Annotated in this window: 21 protein-coding genes; 8 read left to right on the top strand and 13 right to left on the bottom strand. The window is 64.5% G+C overall.

Annotated features, from left to right (window positions below):
* Nucleotides 1-381 precede the first annotated feature (381 nt).
* The 5 genes from AC1DJT_RS18320 to AC1DJT_RS18300 all read left to right on the top strand — a co-directional run bounded on the left by AC1DJT_RS18320 (nt 382) and on the right by AC1DJT_RS18300 (nt 4,527).
* Nucleotides 382-807 (top strand): hypothetical protein, encoded by a 426-nt coding sequence (locus AC1DJT_RS18320; RefSeq protein ID WP_441508679.1) that lies wholly within the window; start codon nt 382-384, stop codon nt 805-807.
* Between the two features lie 16 nt (nt 808-823).
* Entirely contained in the window at nt 824-1,408 is a 585-nt protein-coding gene (locus tag AC1DJT_RS18315; protein WP_441508680.1) for an OmpA family protein, read from the top strand.
* 66 nt (nt 1,409-1,474) lie between these two features.
* Nucleotides 1,475-3,124 (top strand): DUF3300 domain-containing protein, encoded by a 1,650-nt coding sequence (locus AC1DJT_RS18310; RefSeq protein ID WP_476834595.1) that lies wholly within the window; start codon nt 1,475-1,477, stop codon nt 3,122-3,124.
* Between the two features lie 15 nt (nt 3,125-3,139).
* Nucleotides 3,140-4,030, top strand: coding sequence for a DUF2950 domain-containing protein (locus AC1DJT_RS18305; RefSeq protein ID WP_476770306.1), 891 nt, complete (start codon nt 3,140-3,142; stop codon nt 4,028-4,030).
* 179 nt (nt 4,031-4,209) lie between these two features.
* Nucleotides 4,210-4,527, top strand: coding sequence for a hypothetical protein (locus tag AC1DJT_RS18300; RefSeq protein WP_476834594.1), 318 nt, complete (start codon nt 4,210-4,212; stop codon nt 4,525-4,527).
* Nucleotides 4,528-4,716: 189 nt separating this feature from the next.
* On the opposite strand, the gene AC1DJT_RS18295 is transcribed toward AC1DJT_RS18300, so the two are convergent.
* Nucleotides 4,717-5,358 (bottom strand): hypothetical protein, encoded by a 642-nt coding sequence (locus AC1DJT_RS18295; RefSeq protein ID WP_476834593.1) that lies wholly within the window; start codon nt 5,356-5,358, stop codon nt 4,717-4,719.
* A gap of 263 nt (nt 5,359-5,621) precedes the next feature.
* On the opposite strand from AC1DJT_RS18295, the gene AC1DJT_RS18290 reads away from it, so the two are divergent.
* The gene (locus AC1DJT_RS18290) at nt 5,622-6,716 is read left to right on the top strand and encodes a helix-turn-helix transcriptional regulator (protein WP_476834592.1); all 1,095 of its coding nucleotides are present in this window, start codon (nt 5,622-5,624) and stop codon (nt 6,714-6,716) included.
* Nucleotides 6,717-6,920: 204 nt separating this feature from the next.
* Here AC1DJT_RS18290 and AC1DJT_RS18285 read toward each other — a convergent pair whose 3' ends face one another.
* Together AC1DJT_RS18285 and AC1DJT_RS18280 are read right to left on the bottom strand one after the other, a co-directional pair.
* A complete protein-coding gene (locus AC1DJT_RS18285; protein ID WP_441508686.1) occupies nt 6,921-8,249 on the bottom strand; it encodes an MFS transporter in 1,329 nt (442 codons plus the stop codon).
* 51 nt (nt 8,250-8,300) lie between these two features.
* Entirely contained in the window at nt 8,301-8,963 is a 663-nt protein-coding gene (locus AC1DJT_RS18280) for a flavin reductase family protein (RefSeq protein ID WP_441508687.1), read from the bottom strand.
* A gap of 153 nt (nt 8,964-9,116) precedes the next feature.
* Here AC1DJT_RS18280 and AC1DJT_RS18275 point away from each other — a divergent pair, with 153 nt between their 5' ends.
* Nucleotides 9,117-9,758, top strand: coding sequence for a GntR family transcriptional regulator (locus tag AC1DJT_RS18275; protein WP_441508688.1), 642 nt, complete (start codon nt 9,117-9,119; stop codon nt 9,756-9,758).
* Between the two features lie 171 nt (nt 9,759-9,929).
* On the opposite strand, the gene AC1DJT_RS18270 is transcribed toward AC1DJT_RS18275, so the two are convergent.
* From AC1DJT_RS18270 to AC1DJT_RS18255, 4 genes are all read right to left on the bottom strand, one after another.
* Complete coding sequence (locus AC1DJT_RS18270) at nt 9,930-10,259, bottom strand: hypothetical protein (RefSeq protein WP_441508689.1); 330 nt, start codon at nt 10,257-10,259, stop codon at nt 9,930-9,932.
* 231 nt (nt 10,260-10,490) lie between these two features.
* Nucleotides 10,491-11,654 (bottom strand): helix-turn-helix transcriptional regulator, encoded by a 1,164-nt coding sequence (locus tag AC1DJT_RS18265; protein ID WP_476834591.1) that lies wholly within the window; start codon nt 11,652-11,654, stop codon nt 10,491-10,493.
* An 847-nt stretch (nt 11,655-12,501) separates the two neighbouring features.
* On the bottom strand, nt 12,502-12,633 hold the full coding sequence (locus AC1DJT_RS18260) for a hypothetical protein (protein ID WP_441493102.1): 132 nt from the start codon (nt 12,631-12,633) through the stop codon (nt 12,502-12,504).
* 12 nt (nt 12,634-12,645) lie between these two features.
* The gene (locus AC1DJT_RS18255; RefSeq protein ID WP_441493103.1) at nt 12,646-13,026 is read right to left on the bottom strand and encodes a phasin family protein; all 381 of its coding nucleotides are present in this window, start codon (nt 13,024-13,026) and stop codon (nt 12,646-12,648) included.
* Between the two features lie 946 nt (nt 13,027-13,972).
* On the opposite strand from AC1DJT_RS18255, the gene AC1DJT_RS18250 reads away from it, so the two are divergent.
* Nucleotides 13,973-14,605, top strand: coding sequence for a DedA family protein (locus AC1DJT_RS18250; RefSeq protein ID WP_476770304.1), 633 nt, complete (start codon nt 13,973-13,975; stop codon nt 14,603-14,605).
* Between the two features lie 64 nt (nt 14,606-14,669).
* Here the strand turns inward: AC1DJT_RS18250 and AC1DJT_RS18245 are convergent, their stop codons facing one another.
* The 6 genes from AC1DJT_RS18245 to AC1DJT_RS18220 all read right to left on the bottom strand — a co-directional run.
* Nucleotides 14,670-16,733 carry an alkyl/aryl-sulfatase gene (locus tag AC1DJT_RS18245; RefSeq protein ID WP_476834590.1) on the bottom strand — a complete coding sequence of 688 codons (2,064 nt, stop codon included), beginning with the start codon at nt 16,731-16,733 and terminating at the stop codon, nt 14,670-14,672.
* A gap of 266 nt (nt 16,734-16,999) precedes the next feature.
* A complete protein-coding gene (locus AC1DJT_RS18240; protein ID WP_441493106.1) occupies nt 17,000-17,836 on the bottom strand; it encodes a hypothetical protein in 837 nt (278 codons plus the stop codon).
* 202 nt (nt 17,837-18,038) lie between these two features.
* Nucleotides 18,039-19,037 (bottom strand): HAD family hydrolase, encoded by a 999-nt coding sequence (locus AC1DJT_RS18235; protein ID WP_476770410.1) that lies wholly within the window; start codon nt 19,035-19,037, stop codon nt 18,039-18,041.
* A gap of 74 nt (nt 19,038-19,111) precedes the next feature.
* A complete protein-coding gene (locus AC1DJT_RS18230) occupies nt 19,112-19,507 on the bottom strand; it encodes a hypothetical protein (protein WP_441493107.1) in 396 nt (131 codons plus the stop codon).
* A 155-nt stretch (nt 19,508-19,662) separates the two neighbouring features.
* Nucleotides 19,663-19,869, bottom strand: a complete 207-nt coding sequence (locus tag AC1DJT_RS18225) for a hypothetical protein (RefSeq protein ID WP_476834589.1) — start codon at nt 19,867-19,869, stop codon at nt 19,663-19,665.
* Between the two features lie 113 nt (nt 19,870-19,982).
* Nucleotides 19,983-21,007, bottom strand: a 1,025-nt coding sequence (locus AC1DJT_RS18220; RefSeq protein ID WP_476834588.1) for a sulfatase-like hydrolase/transferase, incomplete at its 5' end; no start/stop codon positions are given.

The following is a 21,007-nucleotide window of genomic DNA, read 5'->3' as shown; positions in this document are numbered from 1 at the left end:
GCCGGAACCTATACCGCGGTCAGCAATGGCGGCGGCGGCGCCGGACTCCTGCGCGTCGGCGTGAACTACAAGTTCTGAGCCGGGCACTCTGATCTGCAAACAGCCCGGCCGATGCGCCGGGCTGCTTTTCCCTTCATCCGGGCGCACAGATTGGAGACCGAGCTTCGACACCAGTGGCTTGGCCTCTTGTCCCGACCGGTCCCATCAAGACGAATCCCGCAAGCTGCCGACATGTTCTGGTGCCGGCGGCCCAGATGTCTTTGTGCGCACCCTGATCGATCAACTCATCGCTCCTGGCGTTTGCCCATAGCAAGATCGCCGGCTTCCTTTGAAATCGCATATTCGGGCGCGCTTACACCGACCGAAAACAGGGAGACGATCGTGAGTCTACGCAGAGCCCTCGCCGCAGCCTGTCTGCTAACCTCCATGGTGATCCCACTGGCCGTTTCGGCCCAGACGCTTACTTTTGCCGAAGCCTATGACCGGCTGGCGAAGTCCTGTGGTTCGGACATCGACAAGCTTTGCTCGAAGGTTTCGCTTGGCGGCGGCGCCGTCAAAACGTGCCTTGATCGGAACCAGGCGCGGCTATCGGCGGGCTGCAAGGCCGCGTCGGCCGAGGTCTTCCAGTCGCTCGCGAAGCGGGCCAATGCCCAGGCTGCCGCAGTTAAGGTCTGCGAGCGCGACCTTGGTCAATATTGCAGCGGCGTGCAGCCCCATGACGGCTACAGGCTGCAGTGCCTGCTGACCGCGTCGAAGGTCGTCAGCAGCGGCTGCAAGCAGGTCATCGTCGATGCCGGTTGGAACTGAAGGCACAGCGCACCCCATGAAGCCCATCGCCCTCGTCTTCTCCGCCGCAATCGCCCTCGCCCCCGCAACCGCAATCGTGCAGGCCCAGGAGCGACTCAACGATACGCAGCTGATCGAGACGCTGAACGTCCTCGACCAGTCGAAATCCATCGACGTCGCCGCGCTCCGCCGCCAGGCCGTGGACAGCGTCGCCGCCAACCGCGGACCGGATGCCTCGCTGCGCGAGCCGCTCTCGCAGGAACTGGACAATCTCTCGCAGTTCACCGTCGAGATCCAGTTCCGGACCGGCTCGGCGGTGATCCGCCCTGCATCGTTCCGCACGGTCGGCGTGATTGCCGACTCCCTGCTCCACCCGACCTTGCGGGAATACAAGTTCCTCATCGTCGGCCACACCGACGCGGTCGGCGACCGCAAGTCCAACCTGACGCTGAGCCAGAAGCGGGCCGATGCGGTTCGCGACGCGCTGGTCACCACATTCGGCATCGCCCCCGCCAGGATTGTCTCGGTCGGTCTCGGTGAAGAGCAGTTGCAGAACCGGAAGAACCCGGACGCAGCAGCCAATCGGCGCGTCCAGATCGTGAATGTGGGTCGTTTCAGATAGGGGCCGGATGGTGATGGACCGGCTTGGTTGCAGACATTTGAGCGCGAGGACGGCATGCGACACGGAATGATCGCCCTATCCGCAATGGCGCTGGCGCTGGCTCCGGCCAGCGTCTTTCTCCCGGGCCTCGGCGCCGCATTCGCCCAGCAGGCCGCACCAGCGCCACAGGCTGCACCGGCGCAGGCAGCGGACACGGTCTTCACCCGTGCGGAGATCGAGCCGCTGGTGAAGCCGATCGCGCTCTACMCCGACCCGCTGCTCGCCCAGTTGTTGCCGGCCTCGGCCTATCCGCTCGATATCGTGCAGGCGGCGCGCTGGATCGAGCGCAACAAGGCGGCCGTCGAGAAGGCCGACTTCACGGCAGCCGACGCCATGAACTGGGATGCCAGCGTCAAGGCGCTGATCCGGTTTCCCGACCTGATCAAGCAGATGAACGAGAACCTCGACTGGACGAGCGATCTCGGCGACGCCTTCGTCTACCAGCCGACGGATGTCGCGGCCGTCATCCAGGATCTCCGAGCCCAGGCGGCAAAGGGTGGAGCCCTGAAGTCGACGCCGCAACAGACCGTCGTCCAGAAGACCGAGGGATCCAGCAACGTCATCTATATCGAGCCGGCGGAACCGGAGGTGATCTATGTTCCGAGTTACGACCCCGGCGTCGTCTACGAGCCGGTCGCCTCCGCCGTCCCGGGCGCGCTCCTGACCTTCGGGACGGCCATCGCCGTCGGCGCCGTGATGTACAACAACCCGTGGAACTGGGGCACCGGCGCGGTCTATCCGCCGCGCTGGCCGGGTTATCCCGGCTACCGGCCCGGCTATCCCGGCGCACCCGGGCGCGGAAACATCAATATCGGCAACGAGATCAATATCGGCGGCGGCAACACCATCGGCAGCGGSAACAACATCGGCAACACCAAGCCGTGGCGGCCCGACCCTGACCGGTATCGGCCCGGGCAGGGCTCCAAGCCCGGCCTCGCCCGCCCCGGCGGCCCAGGCCGCCCAGGCGGTGTTGGCGGACCGGGAGGCCCAGGCGGCGTTGGCCGGCCAGGCGCCCCGGGTGGCGTTGGCGGCATTGGCGGCCCCGGGCCGGCTGGCGGCGTTGGTGGTCCCGGAGGGTCCGGCGGCATCGGTGGCGTCGGCGGTCCAGGGGGCCCAGGCGGCGTTGGCGGCATCGGTGGCCCAGGAGGCCCGGGCAGCGTCGGTGGAGCATTGGGCGGTGCGGCGGCAGGCGCGATCGGCGGCGCGGCGGCTGGGATGATCGGCCAGCGTCCGTCCCAGCAACCCGCCCGTCCCGATGCGCGGCCCGGCCAGGATCGCCCCCAGGGCGGGGCCGGACAGGGGCGACCGCAGGCCGACGCAGGCCGACCCGCGACGCGACCGTCGGGCCCCGAGCGGCCCTCGGCACGGCCTCCGACGGCACAGGCGCGACCAGCGGCGCCGCAGGGCGCGAGACCTCGCCCGACACCAAGCCGGACCGCCTTTGACGGCATCGATGCCGGCCGAGGCGCGGCGGCCTATGGCAATCGCGGCGCAGCCAGCCGTGGGCAGATCAGCATGCCGGCGGGCCGCGGCGGCGGAGGCGGAGGCGGACAGATCGGCGGCGGAGGTCGCGGCGGCGGCGCTCACATCGGCGGCGGCGGCCGTGGCGGCGGTGGACATATCGGCGGCGGCGGTGGCCGCGGGGGCGGTGGTGGCGGTCGCGGTGGACGGCGCTGATTGGGGGACATGATCATGGCACATCACGCTCGGTTTTCAGTCCCGGTCTCGCTCGCTGTCCTGATGATGGCGGGCCCTGCCGCAGCCCAGCAGAGCTTCCCCTCACCCGATGCGGCGTCCGCTGCGCTGGTCGAGGCGGCGCGGGCGCGCGAGCCTGGCGTGCTCGATCGGATCTTCGGGCCGGGGGCCCGCGACGTGCTGAGCACGGGCGATGCCACGCTGGACCGCGAGCGACTCGACCGGTTCAACGAAGCTGCGGCGGAATCCGTCACGCTGACACCGCGCGGCGACGCCGCTCGGATCTTGACGCTAGGGAAGCGAAAATTCGAGTTCCCAATCCCGATCGTGCGGCGCGGCGAGGCCTGGATGTTCGATGTCGCGGCCGGTCGGGACGAGATCCTCAACCGCACCATCGGCGAGAACGAACTGCGCGCCATCGAGGCCTGCCAAGCCTATATCGGCGCCCAGCGCGAGTATTTCCGCACGGACCATGATGGCGACCAGGTGCGCGCATATGCCCAGAACCTGATCTCGACGCCCGGCACGCAGAACGGGCTGTACTGGCCGAGAACCGGGCAGGCCGATGTCAGCCCACTCGAGGGCGCCCTGAGCGAGGCCCTGCTGGATCGCGGAAACCGGACCTATGCCGGCTATCGCTTTCGAATCCTCAAGGCACAAGGACCCTGGGCACCCGGCGGCGCGCATTCCTATGTCGTCAACGGCAACATGATCGCTGGCTTCGGCCTCGTGGCCTGGCCAGCCGAATGGGGCAAGACCGGCGTCATGACCTTCATCTGTGGACATAACGGGGTCGTACTGCAGAAAAATCTCGGCCCGAAGACCAGCGCGATGGCGGAACGCCTGCTGCGCTACGACCCCGACCGCAGCTGGGCCCGKGTCGAATAGGTGGGCGCGCGCGGCAGCATGCCCGATATCGACGAACGAACGGGCCATGGCCGCCGGCCGCTCCATAGTCTCGACAACTCCAAGTAACCGAGGAGAAAGTGAGGGCCTGTTCCACTGCTGTAACGATGAAGCCCCCGTGGTTCGCACTGGCCTCGCGCCGCGCTCATCCAGGATTCGTCATGCATCCCTCGGTAGAACTTCCTGCCTTGATCCTGGCCGCTGCCTGGCTGGTCGTCCTCATTCGATCGCGAGGGCTCGCGCTGGCCGTCCAATTGCTGATTGGCCTGATCTACCCGTTCCTGTGGTTCGCCTATGGGCTGATCGACGCGCCCCTGCCCATTCTCGTGCCATACGTCCTTGCGGCAGGGGCGGTGGTCTACGCGCTTCGGGGCGATAAGGGCCCGCTCGTCTTGAAGTCGTCCTACGTGATGTCTGCGACACTCGGGGTGCTCACGGTCGCTCTCCTCGAATACTGCCAGCACCTGCCAGCAGGCTAGTGGACGTCACCGCGAGACGACTTGCGGTAGCGCCTGCGCCTTTGGCCCCCGAGTGGATTGCGCGCGCTGGAGCGGTTCCCGCGAGCCATCGAGTTCCCGTTCCGCCACCGGTGCCGTGGCCCCGAGAATGAACAGCCTGGTGCCGAGGTTCCGATCCCTCCTGCCGTGCCGTCGTTCCCGGGCACCGGATCAACTGGAGAGACGAGGGCGCCCCTTGAAATTGGCGATCAGCTCGGCGAGCGGGATCAGCCGATGCGAAACCATACCGCCAACCGKGGCGGAAGGGCTCGTGAATATCGCAAAGCCAGTGGCCTGAACAACCGGGGCAAGCTCCGGCAGCGAGAAGGCCATCTTCATCAGCTCGAACGTCTCGCCGGCATCGGCGACGCGCCCAATATGCAGCCGCACGGCTTCCGCAGTCTCTTGGGGCGATGCGCGAAGCAATTGCCCAAAGGCATCCGCCGCGGCCCAGACAGCGGCGTAGAATGCCAGCGTGTTGTCGAACATGCGGCGGGCATCGCCATGACCAGACGCGGCGCTGATTTCAGCGGCGGAGTGGAGCATGCTGATGAAGGCTTCCAGCCGGCCAGCAATCTTGGTCGCCTTCGACCGACGGGAAAACTCGTTGAACATCGTCGCGTCCATCGTTTGGGCTGAGGACGCGATCATCCGCGCAGGCGAAATCGGACAGACCGCAGCGTAAATTTTCATTGTCGAAGCTGCGCTAACACAGCGCTTCGCGCTGCAATTTGCGCCTTCACGCCAATAAATTGCTATTCTCGGCCAAGTGCCGACAGCGCTTGCCCACCAGCCTCGCAAGGTCAGCCGCAAGCGTTCTGCCCGCGAACCTGCAGGCATGTCCGGCGGCCATGCGAATACCTGAATCAGCAGAGTCCCTTACGCGCGATATCTCAACGTCCACAATAAGGTGAGAACCGCTCTCGCGACCAAATTATGGGTCTTCCCTGCCAAGGTTTCGTCCTGTCGGGCCGCGATCTGTCTGACCATCATCTGCGTCCACAACAGGTCTCGGCCAAGACGATTGAGGAATGGCCCRCACTGTTACACTCTCGTTGACGGGGGGATGGGCGGCGATGCTGGATGCGAACGAATTTGGGGATGCGGTCGCCATGCTCTACGAGGCCGCCGCCGTTCCGGAGGTCTGGCCGACGGCGATCGCGCGGTTGGCGGAGATCGCCGGCTGTACCGGGGGGCTACTCTTCGTGCATTCCCGACAGGGCACGAACTGGGTCGCGTCGAGGGAGTTTTCGCCGGTCTTCCAGCGCTTCCTGGATCAGGGCTGGATGGACCGGAACGCCCGCATGGCCGGTCTTCTGGCGCATGGCGGGACCGGGTTCGTGACCGATCACGACCTCTTCACAGAAGACGAGCTGGCCGAGACCGCGCTCTACCGCGATTTCCTGCGGCCCGAGGGCTATGGCTGGGGCACGGCAACGAATGTGCGTTCGTCCTCGGGCGAGACCATCGTCTTCACACTGGAGCGCAAATTCGAGCTGGGTCCGGTCTCCCGTCGCGAGACAGAACTRCTCGACAGCGTCCGCCCGCACCTCGCGCGGGCCGCGGTTCTGGCCTCGAAGCTGCAGATGCAACGCGCTCAGGTCAGCCTCGATTCCTTCGAGAAGGCCGGTTCTCCGGCTGCCCTGGTCGGCACCGGCGGCGCGCTCTGCGCGGCCAATCCGGGCTTCGAGGCGCTGATCGGGCAGATCGTCGTCAGGGCAAGGGACAAGATCGCGCTTGAGGATCCCCGTGCGAACGCGCTGCTGCAAAAGGCGCTGGCCGATCTCGGGCAGGACCGGGTTGGCGATACCCGCTCGATCCCGGTGCCCTGCCGGGGGGATCGCCCCGCGTTCATCGTCCATGTGCTGCCGGTTCGCCGCCAGGCGCGGGATATCTTCTCGCGCGCCCAGGCCCTGCTCGTCATCACGACAACGGCCCGAAGCCTGCGGATCGAAGCCTCGCTGCTGTGTGAGCTCTACGATCTGACCCGGGYGGAGGCAGCCATCGCCGGCGGGCTCCTGGAGGGCAGCACGGTCGAGCAGCTCGCACTGTCGCGCGGGGTCGGCCGGGAGACGGTTCGCGGCCAGGTCAAGGCAGTGCTCGCGAAAACCGGCAGCCGCTCGCAGGCCGACTTCATCAGGCGGCTGGCTCCGTTGACGCTGTCGGCCTGAGCAGCGGGCCAAGGCGGGCATCACCAAGCCGGGCGGCGCCGGGCTTTCGGTCGGGCCGCCCTGCCCCCGCCTCCTGAGTTGGGAGTGAGCAACAGCCTGTCGGAGGCCGGGATGGCTTGGTCGGAGACGGTGCAGAGGGCCGCGCGATCGGCGGCCCTCCTCTTGTTCACCTTGAGCTTCCGGCCAGGGCCGATATCCCCGGAATCATTCTCGCGGGCTGTTGGCCAGGCGTCCGGTGTCCGGCCGGTCCAGATCGAGATGCCGGGTTTCCGGGATCAGGAAGCCGGTCAGCAAGGTGATCGCGGACACGACCATGAGATAGACGAGGAACAGCGAATGCTGGCCCTGCTGGGCGAGATAGGTGTTCACATAGGGCGCGGTGCCGCCGAAGATCGCGGTCGCCAATGAGAGCGGCCCGCTCACCCCGGTCGCCCGGATCTCGGTGGGAAACACCTCGGCCCAGACCGCCGTGTTCACCCCGAACAGGCAGGCCAGGATCAGCAGCGCCGCGATCATCGCCGAGAGCAGTCCGCTGAACTGGTTGGTGATCATGCCGTCCAGGGTGAAGGTCAGGGCGATGAAGCCAAGCCCGAACAGGATGATGAAKGGCCGCCGTCCGAACCGGTCGGCGAGCCAGCCGACCAGCGGGATCGCGGCGAAGAAGACCGCTTGCGCGATGAGGCTCGCCGTCAGTGCCGACTTTGCATCGAGGCCACGGCTGATCTGGGCGAAGGTCGGGCTGTAGATCAGCCAGGTGTAGAACATGATCGAGCCGCCGGCGGAGAGGCCGAAGACCACGGCGACGCCGCGCCAGTTCCGTGCAAGCGGGGCTAGGCCCGTCGTCTTGGCGGCCTGCTTCTGCTTCTTCTCGAAGCTGGCCGTTTCCGTGAGCTTGCGCCTGAGGTACAGGCCGTAGAGCCCGAGCAGCCCCCCCATCGCGAAGGGGATGCGCCAGCCCCAGCTTTCCAGGGCCGCCCGTTCGAGATTGGCATTGAGCAGGAGACCAGTGCAGGTCGCGATCATCGTGCCGAGCACGACGCTCATCCACGACGTGCTGCCATAGAGCGCGCGCCGGTGCGACGGTGCGCGCTCGACGAGATAGGTCACCGATGTGCCCATCTCGCCGCCATGGGCGATGCCCTGGGCGAGGCGTGCAACCAGCAGGACGACGGAGGCAAACAGGCCGGCCGAGGCATAAGTCGGGGCGCAGGCGATGACCACGCTGCCGCCGGCCGTCACCAGCATGGCGAGCGTCAGGCTGCGCTTGCGGCCGACGCGGTCGGCGTAGAGCCCGAAGATCAGGCCACCCAGCGGCCTGGTCAGGAAACCGGCCGCGAATACGGCCAGAGCCGCCAGCAACGCGGCCGATTTATCGTTCGACGGAAAGAACTGAAGCGCGAAATAGGGAGCGAAGATCGTATAGATCGCCCAATCGAACCATTCCAGCGTATTTCCGAAATTGACTGCGATCAGATCCTTGATGCGACGTGAAGTCGGGGCGCGATCCGCCAGGGATAGCTCGGCCGTTGACATGGAATTCCCCTCTTATTGCTTGGTTCTTCGGTTCAAAAATCGGTGAAACCGTCAGCGCAAGGTGGAGCGCCCTTCCAGCCCTTGCCGCGCGTCTCCGTCCGCGCCCGGAACCCGCATCTCGAAGATGTCCTTGACCACCGTGTAGTCAAAATAGCCGAGGCGAGCGATCGGCTTGATCTTCTCGATGTCGAGCTTTCCACTCGGCAAGATGACGGCGTCATCGATATGGATCTTCTCGACCTGGGCGAAGACGATATCGATGGAGCCGACGGGAGAATTGCCTTTGATCCGGTGAGTGCTGACATATCTGCACTCGAACTTGACCGGGCTTTCCCTGACCATCGGAATGCGGGCGTTATCGGCGTATTCCCGGGTGACGTTCAGGCGATCGAATTCGCTCTCATGCGCGGGCAAGGCCATCGCGCTGATGTTCACGGCCTCGCGCAGGTCGAAGGTCGCCATGTTCCAGACGAACCAGCCCGTCTCCTCGGCATTGAGGACCGTGTCCTTGCGGCGACCGTCTGGATACTGGTTCGCTGAGAACATCACCATCGGCGGGTCGAAGGTGAGGTTCTGCCACTGGCTGTAGGGCGCGATGTTCTCGACGCCGGCTGCGCTGACGCTCGACAGCCAGCCGATCGGCCGCGGCACCGTGCAGCTCTTGAATGGCGAAAACGGCAAGGGACTGGGCTCGAGATGGGGGGCGTATTTCAAGGATCATTCCTCCGGCGACGACATTGAACATCGATAATATGCGACCGATATATCGGATGAATAATGGTTTGGAAAGCCGGCGCGGATGAGGTAGGCGGAATCGAACGCCGCTGCGGATCTGCGCAGCGACACAGCACGGCGCGGAAGGGTGAGATGAACCAGTCGGAAGAAGCCGTCGCCGTGCTGCAACGCCTGATCGTCCGGGGCGAATTGAAGCCCGGCTCGATGGTCTCGGAACGTCATCTGATGGAGTTGACCGGGCTCGGCCGGACGCCGGTGCGGGAGGCGATCCAGCGCCTCGCCCTCAGCTACATGGTGCGGATCCACCCCAACAAAGGCATCGAAATCCCCGGCATCTCGATCGAGGATCAGCTCAGCGGCCTGGAGGTGCGGCGCGCCAACGAACTGCTCGCGGTGGAGCTTGCCTGCGCGCGCGCAACGCAGAAGGACATTGCCGCGATTGAAAAGTTGGCGGCCGTGCTTGATGGCGAATTCACGCTGCACGACTATTCAGAAACGGTCGGGCAGACTCACGCGCTGATCATCGAGGCGGCGCATAATCCCTATCTCGCGGCCCTGATGACGCCGCTGCAGTCCCTGTCGCGGCGCTTCTGGGTCATGCATGTGCGCGACGAGCAGCAGGAGATCGCGCGCGGCAAGCGGCTCCACCAGCAGATCCTCAAGGGCATCGCCAGCAAGGATGTGGCCGCAGCCAGCACGGCGTCGCTGACGCTCAACGCCTACCTCGTGGAATTCGCCCTGGCCGTCGTCGGACGGATGGCAACGCCACGATAGGCCCGGCGAACCAAGGGAAGGCCGGCGAGGGTCAAGACGGTCATGGCCAGACAGAATGTCCGTGCGCCGCGCTCCACCGTCCGCGCGGAGCGAGAGCGTGAATTCCCAACTCGGCTTACGGCGTTGGCGTCCATACGCCGGTTCGGTGCAGTCGGGATGAGGAGCGGAGTTCTAGCGCTTTGCCGTCGTGATCGGTCCCAGCGCGAGAATGCTGTCATAGAGCGCGAGCGCTTCGTCGACGCGACCGGCATAGCAGACCGAGCGCGCGCGGAGCTGCGTCTCAGCTGCGTCATGCAGCCGCTCCGACGGCAGGATCGCGGCCTCGCCATGATCCTCGATCAGGGTGATGGTCGTGATCTCCTTCGCGGCGCATTCGCGGGCAAACCCTGGCTCGCCCTGCGCCATTGCACCCGGCACCATCACCAGGTGGACGCCCAGGACAGATGCGGCAAAGACACGGCAAATTCCGGTGATCGGGCCAGCGGCTCTCGAAGCAGCCATCACGTCTCTCCTCGTMCTGCGTGCAGGGAGCAACCATCCGAAGCTGTGGGAGGCTGCCAACTCCGGCCCGGTTTCGGACCGATGCACAATGCTAGGCAAACGCTTCGCATCCGCATCATCGAAACCGATGAGGCCAGCGACCGGATCATGGCCGAGAGCGGATTGGGCTCATATTCCTGTCCCCGCACCGAAGTGCGGGCCGAGGAGGCGTACAAGCCCGCCCGAACGTGTTCAGGCTCTTAGAGCAGGCCCCTGCGAGGCACGAACCGGCGGCGTCGAGTTGTGCAGCAACTGCAGGAGCTTGCCCTGTCGGGAGGTGCCGGTCTTGGCGAAGATATGCTGCAGATGGGTGCGAAGGGTCGGCTCGCTTATGCCCAACATATCGGCCGCTTCCTTGCCGCCCAATCCCTCGGCCAGCGCCAGCAGCACGCGCAGTTCGCCACCGGTGAGCCCATGCAGCCTGGCAAAGGCCTCGCCCGGCATCAGCGGCGCCTGGGCAGGGTCCTGCATGAACACGGCGCAGGATGCGGCAAAGGGGGCAACCGTGCTGCGGCGCTGCCCGGACGCGACTGGAAGGAAGGTTGCGACATAGCCGGTGCCCCCGGCATCCGGCAGGGCCAGCGAATGCGTGTTCGTGTCAATCGCGATGTCGTCGCGCCCGGCCTGGTCGAGGGCCCGCGAGAGGCTGGCGCGCGCCGCCGGATCCGTGGGGGAAAGCCGGTTGTTCACGAGCCGGATCGAGCCACCGGTTCTGACCTGGCGCTCGGCGGCCGCATTCATATAGACGACGCGGCCATCGCGGGCGGTGAGGTAAACACCTGCAGCAAGCGCATCGAGCGTCCGTTCCAGCATCTCCGATTTCAGCACCCTGATATCCAGCGCATCGGAGATGGCGAGCGCGCGGCAGACATGCGGCGCGAGCAGCTTGAAGAGGTCGATATCAAACTTCTGATAATACTCGATCTTTTCGCCGCGAGAGGCGTGCAGCKAGGCCATGCGGCCACCGGTCCGCAGGGCCGGAAACCAGATGATGTCCTGCACGCCGAAGGGCTTCAGCACATCGCTGAAGAACCTGCTCTCGACCAGTTCGGAGTGATTCATCGAGAGCGCGCTGACATCGCCGAGATTCGCGACGACATCGGCAGCGGCCATAGGACTTTTCGCATAATGCGTTCCGAGCTGCACCAGGAACTCCGGCGGATACCCGAAGACGAAGAGCTGGTCGTTCAGCACCTGCCGGAGATCGTGGACGCAGATTCCACCTGCCGTGCTTTCGCAGAGGGCGGCAATGCTTCGGCAGGTGTCGGGCCAATGTTGGGGGTCGAGCGCACAATCATAGATTCTACCGATTGTGTCGGATAACGCCTGGGCCGAGGCTCCGTCGAGATCAGCCATGTGCAATCCCCAGCCCGTCAGTTGCCGCGAGTACCTGCTGTTATTGTCGCCAGTGGGAAAATGCTGCACCACACTGAAGAATGACGCAACCGGATTGACTCGAAATACTCGATCCCTGTGCTTTCTTCCAAGTAATATGACGCAAGGTTAATCATCGCTTCCGTCGCTCGTTCCTGTCGCTCCAGCGCGCGGAATGAAAGTTCGCAGTTTCGGCGAAACCCTGCACCAGCACTCAGGATCCGACGCGCGGCGCGAGATCCAATGCGGTGTCAGACCGTTTCATGCTAGCGCGCCCGGATGAGGTCAGCGGCAGGCGGAGCAGCAAGCAGGCTCATTGGTTCCGACGATGTGCCAGCTTCAGTCGGATGCGTAGCATCGCGCCTCACCACGCTCCGACATCGCCACTCCAGGAGGCTACCATGCTCGCTTCGGCTCCTGCGCTCCCGCTGGCTACAGACTGCCCCCTCGAAATCCCCCGGCTGCAGCCTGTCCCGCCGCCGGTCCACCAGCCTTCTGACCTCTGCGGCACTGCGGCAACCACGAAGGCGGGGCCTGCCGCGGCCCCGCTGCAGGTCACGCCGGAGCTCATGGAATTCTACCGGAACCGCGCTCATGATCTACGGGCCGAGGCGATCCGGAACGCGGAAAGCAGTGTCTGGTCCTTCCTCACGAGGATCGTTGGGCCGCGCTGACGGCACGTGGCGATGAGGTCCGGGATCCATCGCGAGCCGATGGGCCGCCCCTTGCGGCCCTCCGGGGAGCCGGAACCTGTCCGCTGCAGACCTGGCTCCGAAGCATGGCGGCACCCCTGCCCTAGATTGGCGCCGCCTTCGGCGGCGGAACATGATCACGCCCTGCGCCAGGCGAGCCACGCGCTCCAGAGCAGGCTCGAGAAGAAGCCTTCGGGCCGCTCGAAGCCGGCGCGATCGAGCAGTTCATGACAATCGGCCCTTGGCTCACCGCATGCGAAATCGCGCATCGGGCACCCTGCTCACGCAGCCTTGCGCGAGACTCTGCCCTGCAGGGACAGCGGCTGCGATGATGGGCCGATGACGTCTTCGGTCAGCCTGCCGCATTCCACCATGATCCCCTCGCCGAGATCGGCGAGCGCCATGCTGTCGTCGATCAGCTTTTCGGACAGGCTCATCGCGGCCTCGATCTGGCCGGCCTGGAACGCCATGAGGCCATCCGCGTCCTTGATCTCGGCGGCTGCGCTCAGCCGCGCGAAGCCCAGGTCCATGCAGCTCCGCAGCATCCTCATCTGCAGCACGCCAAGCTTCTGGGCGGCGTCCAGGGCGAGCCTGTTCGTCTCGACTGCGACAGTCAGAGAATTTTGCAATGGGTCCATCAGGGTGTTCGAGAGCTCAGGCATGGTCGCGTCTCCCTTGCTGTGATGGTGGGACGACAGCGCCTGGAAGGTGGCCGCGCTCGGGCCGCTTTCGGGCCGTCCTAGCCAAGATCGGATCGTCCCATCGYGGCGACCGTGGACAGCGCGGCCGATATCCGCGAACGAACCAACCGCGGCCCGCCGCAGTCTGGGATGAGGCTGCGCCGCATGCCGGGATGATGCCCGCGTTGTGCTCGTGGATGATGGCGGTTTCCTGACGGGAGAGTTCGTCGCCCCCCGCGCAAGCCGCGGGACCGCGTTGCCCGTTGACGAAGTCGTGACCCCGGCCAGGAGCCCGGCAGCCTCAACGCCGCTTGCGCCGCGCAGGGGCAGGTTCAAGATGAGATAGAGGCTTGGCTGGCTCCGTCACCGGAATGCAGGTCCGCGACGGGTTCGCTACGTGAGTTCCGTCGTTGTGTCTGAGGGAGCGTCGCATGCTTGTGAGACATCACGTCAGGGCTGTCTGGCTGCGTATCGGGGTCGTGCTGGCACTCGCTGCACTCTTTGTCGCCCCGATGGCGTTCAAATAGCAGCGCGAGACGGCGCCGAGCCGGGGAGCGGGATCCGGCCGCCCGGTTTGCGCCCGCGACAGCCGGCGGCTCAAGTCACACGCTCGCGGGTCAGGCTAAAACGTGAGTCCGCCGAAGACCTTGCGCGCGATGACTCAACGTCCACAATAAGATGAAGAGGGCCCCGCGACCGGACTGCGAACAGTCCTGGCCCGGCGACCGGCCAGGCAATCATCTGCTCCGGGCAGCCTGACGACCGACGATCCATGGGAGGGTTTCGCGCCGGTCGACCGTGGAGCCTTCCGCCGCGACCAGTCGATTTACAGGCCGGGCGCTCCGCCCATAATCACCGCAGATGTGCCGATCTGTCTTCGGGCAGGATACGATATCGGCTCCGATGATCCAGCGAGGCGACGCGCGGAATGGAACATCTGTTTTCGGCCGTCGAGCCCTATATTCACGAATATGGCGCTGTCGCCATCTTCGTGATCCTGTTTCTGGAGTCGCTCGGGGCACCTTTGCCGGGAGAATCCGCGCTGATCTTCGCCGGCGTACTCGCGTCCCGCGGCGAGCTGTCCTTGTCCGCCGTCCTCTTCAACGCCTGGGTGGGAGCTGTCCTCGGCGACAATGTCGGCTACCTGATCGGCCGGACCTTCGGCCGAGCCGTCATCCTCAAGCATGGATCGCGGATCGGATTGACACCTGAGCGCTTCAATCACGTCGAAGCGGTCTTTGCACGTTATGGTCCAGCGACGGTGGCCGCGGCGCGGTTCGTCAACATCCTTCGGCAGCTCAATGGCATCGCCGCCGGYACGACCGGAATGGATTGGCGGCGCTTCCTGCTTTTCAACGCGCTCGGCGGCGCGCTGTGGGTTGCCGTCTGGGGTGCCGGCGCCTTCTATTTCGGCACGCATATGTCCGGGATCGCGACCTACATCCCGCGATGGGGTCATGTTGGGATAAGGGTGCTCCCGCTCGTCCTGGCAGCCATCGGCGCGATCGTGCTCCTCGTCTGGCTTTGGCGCAGCCGCAAGCAACAAGGCTCGCCGCAATAGAGGTCCGAAAAGAAAACCGAGGAGCTTTCGCGCTCCGGGATGACTGAGCCCTTCCTTGGTTTAGTCAGGGCCCCTCGTAATAGGTCGCGTCGTCCTGCAGGATTTCGGGCCTTGGCGAAGTTCCGGTCTCCTTCTTCGTGCCCGGCAGGACTTCGAACCAATTGTCGAACTTGACCATTGTCGAACCGAGCTGCGCGAGCACGGCGGGATTTCCTGCCATCCTGGCCCTTCCGGCCGAGACCTTGTCGGCCAGCTTCGCCGTGCCGATCATCACGTCCTCCAGCTCGCGGCGGTCGATCGTGATCGTCAGATCTGCATCCGCGGCCTGATAGCCGGCGATCGTCGTCAGCGTCGCATTGCTCATCTCGACCACAAACCGCTCGCCATTGTCCGGCGTCGAGATATTGATCTTGAACTTCATGCCGTCGGCCTTGCGGCTGTCCATCTGGACCCCGAGGTAATTCAGGAACAGCTCGGTGGTGGTGCCGCGTACGAAGTCGGGGCTGCCCGCCTTTGCCGCCTTCACCGCGATGACGCCATCGCGCAGTTCCTTGGCGCCGGACAGGAAGCTGTTCCGCAGGCTCGGGCTCTCGAACTGGTAGCCCATCTGCTCGAACGTGTCGGCGAGGAGGTTCTTTGCGTCCTGGTTGCCCGGTTCCGCGTAGACCAGCTTGTTGATAATCTCGGTTGCGTGGCGGTATTTGCCCTGGTCGTAGAGCTCGCGGCCCTTCGCCATCACCTTTGAGGCGCCGCCCATCATCTCCACGTAAAGCGGCGCGGAGTCTTCCGGCGACAGCGGGACGAGTGTTGCCGGGTTCAGATCCCAGAATCCAAGGTAACGCTGGATCACGGCTCGGCTGTTATGCAGGTAGGAGCCGTGATAGCCGCGGTCGTACCATTGCTGCAGCAGGCTTTTGGGCGGCTCATAGACATTGTGGATCTGGTTGATCGTCACCCCGGAATTCGCCAGATGCAGGACCTGGTTGTTCAGGTTTGCATACATGTCGCGTTGCCCGCGCATCACCTCGCCAATCCGCGCCTTTCCCCATCGCGGCCAGCTATGCGATGCGAACATCACCTCCGCCTGATCGCCAAACCGGTACAGCGCGTCGTTGATATATTGCGACCACGCGAGCGCATCGCGCACCGGCGCGCCCCGCAAGGTGAGGACATTGTGCTGTCCGGCGACGATGTTCTCGGCGGCCCAGAATGCCTTGAGGTCCGGAAACCAGGTGTTCATCTCCGCCGGCGCTTCCGTGCCGGGTGTGTTCTGAAAGACCATCCGCACGCCGTCGATGGTCAGTTCCTCGATGGGCAACTCAATGCTCCGGGTCGGGGGCAGGATGCCAACATCCCCGCTGGCGACACCCTTGCCGATCGATGAATCCACATGGCCGTAGGGGCTCTGGGACAGGACGTCGCCGTAGGTATAGCTCTTGCGGCGGGTCATCGCGTTGCCGGCGTAGAGATTCTCGGAGATGGCCTCGTTGATGAAGCCCTTGGGCGCAAGGATCTGGACCTTCCCTGCGGCCAGAGCGGCATCGTCCACGACACCGCGGATCCCGCCGAAATGGTCACCGTGGGAATGGGAGATGATCACCGCCACGACAGGGCGTTCGCCGAGCCTCTCGTTGATGAATTTCAGCGCGGCCCGTGACGTTTCCTTGACCGTCAGGGGGTCGATCACGATCCAGCCCGTATTCCCTCGGATGAAGGAGACGTTGGCGAGGTCGAAGCCACGGACCTGATAGATGCCAGGCACAACTTCAAACAGGCCATACTCCATGTTGAGCAAGGCCTGGCGCTGCAGTGACGGATGGATGCTGTCAAAGTCCTTCCCGTTCAGGAGGAAGTTCCAGTTATCAATGTTCCAGGCCACGTCGCCCTTGTCATTCATAATCTTGCGATAGGGCGGCGAGGCGATGAAGCCGCGCTTCGCTTCCTGGAAGTCCTGCTTGTCGGCAAGGGGCAATATCCGCCGCTGCTGTTCCTGCGCTTCGATCGTGAATCGCGAAGGCATGTTCCCCTTGGGATGGAAATGCTGCTCCTGCGCGACCGAGGCATCACCAAATGCTCCAGCGACGACTGCGCCAAGCACAAGCGCCAGAATTCTCAATGAGCCGCTCATTTTCTAGCCCTCTGTATTGGCCGAATGAAACATCAGACGCGGAGACGAGACTTCGACGGAGCGGGCCTCTCCAGCGTGTCTCTCCTGTCCACGTGCGGCAAAGTGAGAGCTTGCTACGCAGCGTGGCTGCTGGATGCGACCCGCACCTGCCTTGCCGGCATCCAAGGACATCCCGGGTCGATCCACGCAGAGGACCGCCTCGACGCGAAGGGAACGACCCCGAGCAGTTTGCGGTTGTCCCACCGGCCCGGCGCATCACGGGGGATCTAGTAGCAGGCTGGATAGGGATAGTACCCGCACTGACCATAGCCGTAGCCATAGCCATAGGGCCGCGTCGCGGCGATTCCGGCGGCTGCGCCCAAGGCCGCCCCGCTGGCATACCAGGCGCCATTGTAGACCGGCGCATGCCAGTAGGCGCCGCCAACCCGGGCTCGATCATAGGCGCCCCAGCGGTCATAGCCGACGCGATCGTCACCCAATCGCGCATCGCCCAGTCGCGCATCGCCGCCAAACCGATCGCCTCCGCCGAAGCCACCCAAGTCGCGCCCGCCAAAATCGCCGCCTCCGAGGCGGCCGCCGAACCCGCCGCCGCCGAAGCCTCCGAAGCGGTCGATGAACAACGCCGCCGGCCCGCTCGCCCCGGTGAGGCTCCCCTCGAGGATTGAGACCTCAAAGGTCAGGTTGCCCGCATCGAGTTTCGGCGATCGCAACGTCACCACAGCGTCACTGACCTTCGAACCATCCCCGCCCAGGACCGATATGGTGGCGTTCGGAGGATCCTTGGCGAAATTGTCCTTTCCTTCGTCCCACTGCATGATGAACTGCCTGGTGGCGACATGGCCGGCGGCGCGCACGGGGCGATCAGCGAAAACGATCGAATTCGCCGAAACACCCGTCAAAGTCAGGGTGTTTCCCTCCAGCTTTGCGCCTGTCGAGTTGATGACGGCGAGCGAGGGAACTGGCCCCGTGGGTGTGGCTACACCGATCGTCTTTTGCAGGGGGATGTTCGGCCGAGGCTCGGTGCCTTGCGTCTGAGCCTCACCCCGCACCGATCCAAGCCCAGCAAGCAGAAAAATGACGCAAGTGAAGTGTTTCGTGAGCATTTGGAGCCTCCCTTGTGGGTGTGCACGCCTTCCGCCGGCGCGCGTGCAAAAAGCCCAGATCGCTCGGCGCAATGCGCTTTCACGGCGTGTCAGAATGAATGAGATGTCCCCTTTCACATTGCGCGCAGCCAGACGGAAACCCTGCACCCGTTTGGCGCCTCGGGACATGCTCCCTGCCCTGCGCGGCCGCCGAATGCCGTCCTCACTCCGCGAACGGAAAGATCTTCCTCCAGTCCCGCTTCATGTCGACCACCGTCCATTTGTTCACGGCCGCGGCGTCAAGCGCCTTGTCGAGTTTGCCGAAATGGGAATTGCGGTCATAGGCGTATTCGCGCTCCGCATCGGTGTGGTGGACGATCAGGCCGAAGCGCGGCCCGCCCGACAGCGTGGTCCATTGCAGCATTTCGAGATCCCCGTCGGAGTTCCCGAACGCCGCAATTGGCCGGCGGCCGATATGCTGGTTGATACCCACGGGCTTGCCGACCGTGTCGTCGATGAAGTTGATCTGCGGCAGGCGAAAGATCTCCGGGCTGCCATCGCGCATCTCGAAGCGAGTCTTGATCGAGGAGCCGATGACCTGCTCGGGGGGAATGCCGTAGACCCTGTCTGTCCACGGACGCATGAACTCCACACCGCCTCCCGACACGATATAGGTCTTGAAGCCATTGGCGCGGAGATGGGCGAGCAATTCCAGCATCGGCTGGTAGACCAGCTCGGTATAGGGGCGCTTGAAGCGCGGGTGGCGCGCCGTCGCCAGCCAGTCCGTGGTGATCTTCGCAAACGCCTCCGAGGTCATGCCGGCATGGGTGGCGCCGATGAGCTGCATCAGCCCCTGTTCGCCGGATGCCAACAATGCCCGCATGTCGCCACCGAGGACCGCCTTGAACGGCTGTTTCGCCTTCCAGCCGGGGTTCTGCGGCGCCAGCGCCTTGACCCGGTCGAGCACGAAGGCGAGCTGGACATACATCGGCTGCTCCACCCACAACGTGCCGTCATTGTCGAACACCGCGATACGCTCGGCGGGTGCGACGAAGTCGGGACCGCCCTGCGCCGTGACCCGCGAGACGAAATCGGTGATCGATGCCTTGGTCGGGCCCTGGTTCCAGGACGGCAACGGGTCCGTTTGGGCGGAGGCCGAACTGACTGTGAAACTTAAGGGAATGGTGAGAGCCGGCAGAGCCGCCAGGCCGTTGAGCAACATGCGTCGGTCGATGTCGGCGGAAGAACCGATCAGCTTCATCCTTGCCTCCCTTCAATGCCGGCGAGAAACAGAACTTAGTACATGAATGGTCCCGGTCCACCCCAGGGGCCGAAATCGAAGGCGTTCTGGTTCATCACTGCCGTCATCTGCTGCTCGTTGGCCAATTTCTGCGCGAAGACCATCTGGCGGAACTGGGCGTAMGCCGCCTGGTTGCCGAAATAGACGCATTGGCAGACGATCGGATCGGCGTAGACGTAGATGATCTGCGAATTCTTGACCTGCTGGACGAATTTGTTGGGCGGCAGCTTCTTCATCGCCGCGACGCGCTCCGCCGTGTTTGCGGGCTGCGGGGTGAAGCCGGCGGCCGAGAGCAGATCCTCCTTGTGCTGCACGGTCTGGGAGGTGGACTGGCAACCGGCCAGGGCGAGCCCGGCGGAGAGCGCAAGGGCAGTGAAGGCGTAGGATGGCATGACGTCCTCCGGATAGTTTGGGGAATGCGGGGTCGAATGGACTCGAGGCCCTTTCAACGGGGCTTCGCGGACTCGCACCGGGACCCAGGTGTGACGAGGGAAGGTTCAGCCGGAAAGGCTTGGGCCGGATCGGAAGATCCGGCCCAGGACGAGCCTCAGTTTCCGGCCGCAGCGCCGAGCAGATAATCCTTCTGCAATTGCCGCGTGCTTGACGGATAGAGCGTCTGGCATTCACGCCAATAGCCGGACTTGGGCGCCCGGTTGTTGGGATCGGCGCAGATCGCGGCGAGTTGCTGCGCTCGTGATTGCGAGCTCTGGCAGCCTGACAAAATCAATCCGATCGATAACGCGATGCCGGTCATGACATAGGTCTTCATGACGTCCTCCCTTGAAAGAGGTTCTGGTGCTCGCCAGCCTGATGGAAGGGAGCAGGCGCCCCCGAGCAGGACGCCTGCCTGGTTGCTTTCGCCAGCGCTCAGTCGGACCGGCCTTTCGAGTTCTTGATCTGGTCCATGACCTGATCGAGGTTGTAGCTCGCCGGGTCCTGCATCGGCGGGAAGTCCTTGTAGGAGAGAAGCTCCTTCATCCACAGTGCCTGGCCGATCGGCAGCATGTTCCAATCGTAGATATAGGCGGTGGAAGGGGAGCCGATCGAACCGCCCATACCCAGGAGCGTCTTGTATTGCGAGCCGATCGCGGTCTCGAAGGGATCACGCTTGATATTGACGACCTGGGCCCAGTGGAAGGGCAATACCCCGGAGATGAAGCCGGCCGGCGAATCTGAGACCATCGCGAAATAGATCTTCCAGTTCTTGTAGCGTACCGCCGAGGGGTCCTTTCCGGAATAGTAGAAGAACGTATCGCGTGCCGACTTTTCCGACCGTCCGAGCAGGTATTCGACCTGGTCGACGCCATCGAGCTTGGTCTTGACGATGCCGGGATAGCTGCCGGCCATGATGCGCTGGTTCAGCGCGTCGCCCTTGTCTCCGCCCGCGAGGTTGACGAGGGTCGGCAGCCAGTCGAGTGACGCGAAGATATCATTCTTGATTGTGCCCGGCCGGATGCCGCCGGCTGGCCAGCGCACGAGCGCAGGCGCGCGCATGCCGCCTTCCCAGGTGCTCAGCTTGCCGCCCTTGAAGGGCGTGGTGCCGCCGTCCGGGAAGGTGATCGTCTCGGCGCCGTTGTCGGTGGTGAAAACGACGATCGTGTTGTCGAGCTGGCCCATGTCTTGCAATTTCTTGAGCACGACGCCGATATTGTCATCCAGCTGCTTCATGCCGGCCTCGTTGAGGCCCCAGTCMTTGCCGCCGGGCTCGCCGATCATGGCCTCGTATTTCGGCGACAGCATGGTCGTGATGTGCATGCGGGCCGGGTTGTACCAGGCGAAGAACGGCTTGTTGGTCCGCCTTGGGTCATTGCGCTCGAGGAAGTCGACGACCTTGGCGGAGATTTCCTCGTCCACGGTCTTCGAGCGTTCCAGGGTCCGAGCGTTCCAGGGTC

It is taken from the genome of Allobosea sp. 05T422_2 (assembly GCF_056396265.1).
The sequence above is the reverse complement of the archived record's forward strand: the minus strand, read 5'-3'. Positions and strand labels throughout refer to the sequence as shown.

Bases quoted from the DNA above. Each gene is read 5' to 3' on its own strand.
- AC1DJT_RS18300 (WP_476834594.1), top strand. From the start codon at position 4,210: ATGCATCCCTCGGTAGAACTTCCTGCCTTGATCCTGGCCGCTGCCTGG.
- AC1DJT_RS18270 (WP_441508689.1), bottom strand. From the start codon at position 10,259: ATGGCTGCTTCGAGAGCCGCTGGCCCGATCACCGGAATTTGCCGTGTC.
- AC1DJT_RS18315 (WP_441508680.1), top strand. From the start codon at position 824: ATGAAGCCCATCGCCCTCGTCTTCTCCGCCGCAATCGCCCTCGCCCCC.
- AC1DJT_RS18225 (WP_476834589.1), bottom strand. From the start codon at position 19,869: ATGACCGGCATCGCGTTATCGATCGGATTGATTTTGTCAGGCTGCCAG.
- AC1DJT_RS18235 (WP_476770410.1), bottom strand. From the start codon at position 19,037: ATGTTGCTCAACGGCCTGGCGGCTCTGCCGGCTCTCACCATTCCCTTA.
- AC1DJT_RS18260 (WP_441493102.1), bottom strand. From the start codon at position 12,633: ATGCGCGATTTCGCATGCGGTGAGCCAAGGGCCGATTGTCATGAACTG.
- AC1DJT_RS18240 (WP_441493106.1), bottom strand. From the start codon at position 17,836: ATGCTCACGAAACACTTCACTTGCGTCATTTTTCTGCTTGCTGGGCTT.
- AC1DJT_RS18275 (WP_441508688.1), top strand. From the start codon at position 9,117: ATGAACCAGTCGGAAGAAGCCGTCGCCGTGCTGCAACGCCTGATCGTC.
- AC1DJT_RS18245 (WP_476834590.1), bottom strand. From the start codon at position 16,733: ATGAGCGGCTCATTGAGAATTCTGGCGCTTGTGCTTGGCGCAGTCGTC.
- AC1DJT_RS18255 (WP_441493103.1), bottom strand. From the start codon at position 13,026: ATGCCTGAGCTCTCGAACACCCTGATGGACCCATTGCAAAATTCTCTG.